Below are 5,527 nucleotides of genomic sequence, written 5' to 3'. Positions count from 1 at the left end.
TCAAGAAAAACTAAACAATAGACCTAGAAAGATACTTGGATATAAAACACCAAAAGAAATGATGGATATTGAACTTAAAATTGTAACTTAGTAACATCATAAAACTAAAACGTTTTGTTGCGTTACAACCTTGAAGCCAAGAAATCCCACTTTTAAAAATGTTTAGCGGACACTAATGTTTTTTAAAAAACACTGCTGTTTATTGTTTTTCTAACAAATCAGATAATTCATTCATTTTATAAAACAATTTAGCCCCTTCTTTTTTCAGGAGTGTCTCATTTCTAAAATTAGCAAAACCAAACACGTCAAAGCCTCCCGAAACAGCTGCTTTTACACCAACGTCAGAATCCTCAATCACTACACAATCTTCCGGTTTAAACCCTAGTTTTTTTGCAGCGTGAATAAACAATGCAGGATCTGGTTTGAACTTATTTATATCATATGCACTAAACATTCTATCGGCAAACACGGCATCAAGACCTACTATCTTTAAGTTAAGTTGCATTTTATTTAAAGGTCCATTTGATGCTACACAAAAAGGAACGTCTAATTTAGAAATCAATTCTTTTACTCCTTCTATCGCTTGTAATACGTTTTTAAATTTCTCAAAGCTTTTCTCTCTGTATTGTTTTTCAAAGTCTAACGGAAAAGGTTCTGAACATCTTTCCTGAATATAATCGAAACAGTATTCTAAGGACTTTCCTAAAAAATGCACCATGGCGTATTCGAAGTCTATAGAGGCTCCGAGCTTGTTTCCCATATCAACAAAAGTCCCAATAGATATGTCTTCTGTATCTACCAAAACACCATCACAGTCGAAAATAACACATTTATATTTCATATATTCCGTTTTTCACAATCACAACTCTTATTCTACGGTCACAAAAGCGGATTTTACTTTAGCGTTCCACGTGGAACAAATATAATTTATCTTCCCATATACACCAATAATACAGAAATATCACTAGGAGAAACTCCACTAATTCTACTTGCCTGAGATATAGTTACAGGTTTTATTTTCATTAACTTCTGACGCGCTTCAATAGATAAAGATTTTACTTTATCATAATCAAAAGATTCTGGAATAGACACGTTTTCCAATCGAGTTAACTTATCAGCATTGCGTTTTTCTTTATCTATATAACCAGCATACTTAACATGTATTTCAGTTTGTTCAATAATTTCATCATCAATAGCATTGTTATCTATAAAGTGTTGAACTTTTGGAAACTTACGTACGTCAACAAAACTCAATTGGGGTCGAGCAGCCAATTTAAACATCTTCATAGACTGATTAATTGGTGCAGATTTTTTGTGTTCTAAAACAGGATTTACATCAAGATGACTCACACTAGTGTTTCGTAAAAAAGCGACAAACAAATCTGTCTTTTTTTGTTTCTCCTCTACCCTATCCAAACGTTCTTTTGAAACCATCCCCAATCGAAAAGCTTTTGGTGTCAACCTTAAATCCGCATTATCCTGTCGCAATAGAGTTCTGTATTCTGCACGAGATGTAAACATCCTATAAGGTTCCTCGGTGCCTTTTGTAATAAGGTCATCAATCAAAACGCCAATATAAGCTTCGTGTCTTTTTAATATAAAAGGTGCTTTTTGTTGAACTTTTAAAGCTGCATTTAACCCAGCCATCAGACCTTGAGCAGCCGCTTCTTCATAGCCTGTAGTTCCGTTTATTTGACCAGCAAAAAACAAGTTTTCAACTAATTTAGTTTCCAATGTATGCTTTAATTGTGTTGGTGGGAAAAAGTCGTATTCAATAGCATAACCAAACCTAAGAAACTTCACGTTTTCGAAACCCGCAACCTTACGCAAGGCTTTGTCTTGAACTTCTTCAGGTAAGGAGGTTGAAAATCCATTAACATAAATTTCATTTGTATCCCACCCTTCAGGCTCAACAAATATTTGGTGCTTATCTTTTGAGAAAAAACGATCGATTTTATCTTCTATTGAGGGGCAATACCTTGGTCCTGTGCTTTTAATTCTTCCATTAAACATCGGAGACCTATCAAAGCCCTCACGCAACAAATCATGCACCTCCGGCGAAGTATATGTAAGGTAGCAAGAACGTTGCTTTTTTAAAGTACTTGTAGATTTAGAATAAGAGAATTTTTCAGGTTTATCATCACCCGGCTGTTCAATCATTTTAGAAAAATCTAAAGAACGAGCATCAACTCTAGGCGGGGTTCCAGTTTTCATTCTGCCAGATTCAAAACCTAATTTAACTAAATCTTCAGTAATGCCAATAGAAGCACTTTCACCAGCTCTACCACCACCGAAAGTCTTTTCACCAATATGAATTAATCCATTTAAAAAAGTGCCTGCTGTAATAATAACCGTCTTAGATTTTATAACAAATCCAAGTCCTGTTTTTACACCAACTATCTTATTATCTTCAACGACCAATCCTTTAATCATATCCTGATAACAATCTAAATTATCAGTTTTTTCTAACATATTTCTCCACTTCTCAGCAAACCTCATACGGTCACTTTGAGCTCGTGGACTCCACATAGCAGGACCTTTAGACTTGTTCAACATTTTAAATTGAATAGCAGTCTCATCGGTTACAATGCCAGAGTACCCGCCGAGCGCATCAATTTCACGAACAATTTGTCCTTTAGCAATTCCACCCATTGCAGGATTACAGCTCATTTGAGCAATGTTTTGCAAACTCATAGTTACCAGCAAAGTCTTTGATCCCATATTTGCAGCAGCGGCTGAGGCCTCAGAACCAGCATGACCACCACCAACAACTATAACGTCATATACATCAGTAAATAAACTCATATTCTAAAAAGTTCCACGTGGAACAACTATTAATTAGGTTATTTAAACAGCAAAAATGAAGCATTCTCTTGAAATCTCATTTCGACTTTATCCTTATAGTTTTTATCATTAAATCCTATATAATGTAATACGCCATGAATCATAACACGCTTCAATTCATCCAAAAAAGAATGATCTAAATTAGCTGCATTATCACGGACACGTTCAACAGAAATAAAAACATCTCCACCAATTAACTTACCAATAGTATAATCAAAACTAATGATATCAGTTAATGTATCATGTTCCAAAAACTCAACATTCAACTTCAATAAATAGGCATCATCACAAAAAATAAAATTTAGTTCGCCAAGGGTACAGTCATGATCCTCCACAACAGAACTAATCCAATTTCGAAAAGATTTTTCATCATCAATCTTAAAATCCAATTCGTAATTAAATTCAATCATTATAAAAATTTTCGCAAAGATAAACTAAAGTTTTTAGTTCATGTTTTAAAAGACAAAAAACACAATAAAGAATCAAATACACAACGAGTATAAAAATGAATCTTTGTACTTTTACAATTTAAAAACAAGAACAATGAACAACGTTAGAGTACGATTTGCCCCAAGCCCAACAGGACCTTTACATATAGGAGGCGTAAGAACCGCTTTGTACAATTATTTATTTGCAAAAAAACACAATGGAACATTTATATTAAGAATTGAAGATACAGATCAAACCCGATATGTTGCCAATGCAGAACAATATATAGTAAATGCAATGGAGTGGTGTGGAATACAATTTGATGAAGCTCCAGGAAAAAACGAAAAATTTGGTCCCTATCGACAATCAGAGCGCAAAGATATCTATAAGAAATATGCTGATGAACTTATAAAAAAAGGACATGCATATTATGCTTTTGATACAGCTGAAGAACTAGATGTTGAAAGAAATAAAGCAGAAAAAAACAAAACTCCTTTTATTTACAACCATACAACAAGACAGAATTTAAACAATTCAATTTCACTGTCAGAAGAAGAGGTTGCAAAAAAAATAACTGCTGGAGATAAATATGTTATTCGATTTAAAATGTATGACAAATGTTTTGAAAACGAAATTTTAACAGCAAAAGACCTAATTAGGAATGAGGTTTCTTTCAAGCTTTTTTTGTTAGACGACAAAGTGTTATTTAAAAGCGATGGAATGCCTACCTATCATTTGGCAAATATTGTAGATGATCATTTAATGAAAATATCACATGTGATTCGTGGTGAAGAATGGTTACCTTCCCTTCCATTACATCTCTCACTTTATAATGCTTTAGATTGGAATATTCCAAAATTTGCACACCTTCCTTTGATTTTAAAACCAGTTGGAAAAGGTAAATTAAGCAAGCGTGATGGAGATAAATTAGGCTTCCCGGTATTCCCATTAGAATACACAAACAAAAAAGACGGAAAAACCTCTACCGGATATAGAGAAGAAGGTTATTTACCTGAGGCCTTTATTAATATGCTTGCTTTATTAGGATGGAATCCTGGCACGGAACAAGAGATATTTACTTTGAAAGAATTAACTGATGAATTTTCATTAGAACGTGTAAACAAATCAGGAGCTAAATTTAGTCCAGAAAAAACAAACTGGTTTAACCAACAATATTTACAAGCAAAGGACAATAAAGAAGTTGCAAAATTGTTTGTAAAAATATTAGAAGAAAAAGGAATAAAATCAAACCCTACTTATATACAAACTGTCGTTGGTTTGGTAAAAGAACGTGCTGTGTTTATAAAAGATCTATGGAGTTTAAGTGATTTCTTTTTTATAAGCCCAACAAAACATGATACAAAAGCTTCAAAAAAACAATGGAAACAAGAAACAGGGTCTTTAATGCAAGAAGTAATTAATGTACTAAAACCAATAGAGGACTTCTCTTCGGAAAATATTGAAATCATCTTAAAAGAATGGATTACAACAAAAGAAATCGGATATGGTAAGGTAATGCAGCCACTACGTTTGAGTTTAGTTGGTGCATTAAAAGGACCTAATTTATTTGATATTGCATCAATGATAGGGAAAGAAACGTCAATAAAACGAATAGAAAATGCAATCAATATTTTAAAATAAATATTTAATAAAAAACCTCCAACTTTTAACGGAGGTTTTTGAGTTTAATCGTGCAAGTTTTTATTAACCTCCCGTATCTGATCGACTTTTTCTACATCTAAAACAAAATACTTAGTGTCTCCCCACCAAGCAAATGTACTGTAACTCTCTTTAAATTTTAAACGAACATTACTACCTTAATAATCTTGTAATAATTTAATTACTCTTTCTTCATCATCTTCAATAGAAAAATTAAATACTTGACTTTCTGAAACACCTTGACTTAACTGACCTTCCCAAGTTTTGAACACCAAACCCTTATAGCTAACTTTTACTAGCTGACCAGAACGATAACCTTCACTATATGTCAAATAATAAATTAAGGTAAAATAAAGAGCAATAACAGCAACTAGCACACCAATAAATCCAAAAAGAAATTTTTTCATACTAAAATAATTTAAAATGTAAATATATAAATGAACTGAGTTAGTCGTTTAGTTTCTGTATCTTAGTGTCATTAAATATAACAGATATGGATGTTTTTCAAGGTCAAAATATACTGAGTTTTATAAAAGAACTACCAAATGATGAAGCTTGTAAAGCTTATTTAGCCAAAATAAAATGGTCTGAAGGT

5 protein-coding genes and 1 pseudogene are annotated in these 5,527 nt (G+C 32.7%); 2 read left to right on the top strand and 4 right to left on the bottom strand.

Translation table 11 applies throughout. The annotated features are described in order from the left end of the window. Positions 1 to 199 precede the first annotated feature (199 nt). From V5787_RS10430 to ybeY, 3 genes are all read right to left on the bottom strand, one after another. On the bottom strand, positions 200 to 841 hold the full coding sequence (locus V5787_RS10430; protein ID WP_336893166.1) for an HAD family hydrolase: 642 nt from the start codon (positions 839 to 841) through the stop codon (positions 200 to 202). An 86-nt stretch (positions 842 to 927) separates the two neighbouring features. Further along, positions 928 to 2,805, bottom strand: a complete 1,878-nt coding sequence (gene mnmG / locus V5787_RS10425; RefSeq protein WP_336893165.1) for a tRNA uridine-5-carboxymethylaminomethyl(34) synthesis enzyme MnmG — start codon at positions 2,803 to 2,805, stop codon at positions 928 to 930. 38 nt (positions 2,806 to 2,843) lie between these two features. Then, complete coding sequence (ybeY, locus tag V5787_RS10420; protein ID WP_336893164.1) at positions 2,844 to 3,254, bottom strand: rRNA maturation RNase YbeY; 411 nt, start codon at positions 3,252 to 3,254, stop codon at positions 2,844 to 2,846. A gap of 133 nt (positions 3,255 to 3,387) precedes the next feature. Here ybeY and gltX point away from each other — a divergent pair, with 133 nt between their 5' ends. Next, positions 3,388 to 4,914, top strand: coding sequence for a glutamate--tRNA ligase (gene gltX / locus V5787_RS10415; RefSeq protein ID WP_336893163.1), 1,527 nt, complete (start codon positions 3,388 to 3,390; stop codon positions 4,912 to 4,914). A gap of 176 nt (positions 4,915 to 5,090) precedes the next feature. Here gltX and V5787_RS10410 read toward each other — a convergent pair whose 3' ends face one another. Continuing rightward, positions 5,091 to 5,339: a hypothetical protein gene (locus V5787_RS10410; RefSeq protein WP_336893162.1), complete on the bottom strand. Its 249-nt coding sequence runs from the start codon at positions 5,337 to 5,339 to the stop codon at positions 5,091 to 5,093. Positions 5,340 to 5,425: 86 nt separating this feature from the next. Between V5787_RS10410 and V5787_RS10405 the strand changes: the two are divergent. Further along, positions 5,426 to 5,527, top strand: a pseudogene (locus tag V5787_RS10405) (IS1595 family transposase); the annotation flags it as partial.

Source organism: Flavicella sp. (assembly GCF_037132785.1).
Taxonomy (GTDB): Bacteria; Bacteroidota; Bacteroidia; order Flavobacteriales; family Flavobacteriaceae; genus Flavicella.
Note: the sequence above shows the minus strand (reverse complement) of the source record. Positions and strands in the feature narration are given on the sequence as shown.

Coding starts and splice junctions, on each gene's coding strand:
- V5787_RS10410 (WP_336893162.1), bottom strand. CDS start 5,339: ATGAAAAAATTTCTTTTTGGATTTATTGGTGTGCTAGTTGCTGTTATT.
- V5787_RS10430 (WP_336893166.1), bottom strand. CDS start 841: ATGAAATATAAATGTGTTATTTTCGACTGTGATGGTGTTTTGGTAGAT.
- gltX (WP_336893163.1), top strand. CDS start 3,388: ATGAACAACGTTAGAGTACGATTTGCCCCAAGCCCAACAGGACCTTTA.
- mnmG (WP_336893165.1), bottom strand. CDS start 2,805: ATGAGTTTATTTACTGATGTATATGACGTTATAGTTGTTGGTGGTGGT.
- ybeY (WP_336893164.1), bottom strand. CDS start 3,254: ATGATTGAATTTAATTACGAATTGGATTTTAAGATTGATGATGAAAAA.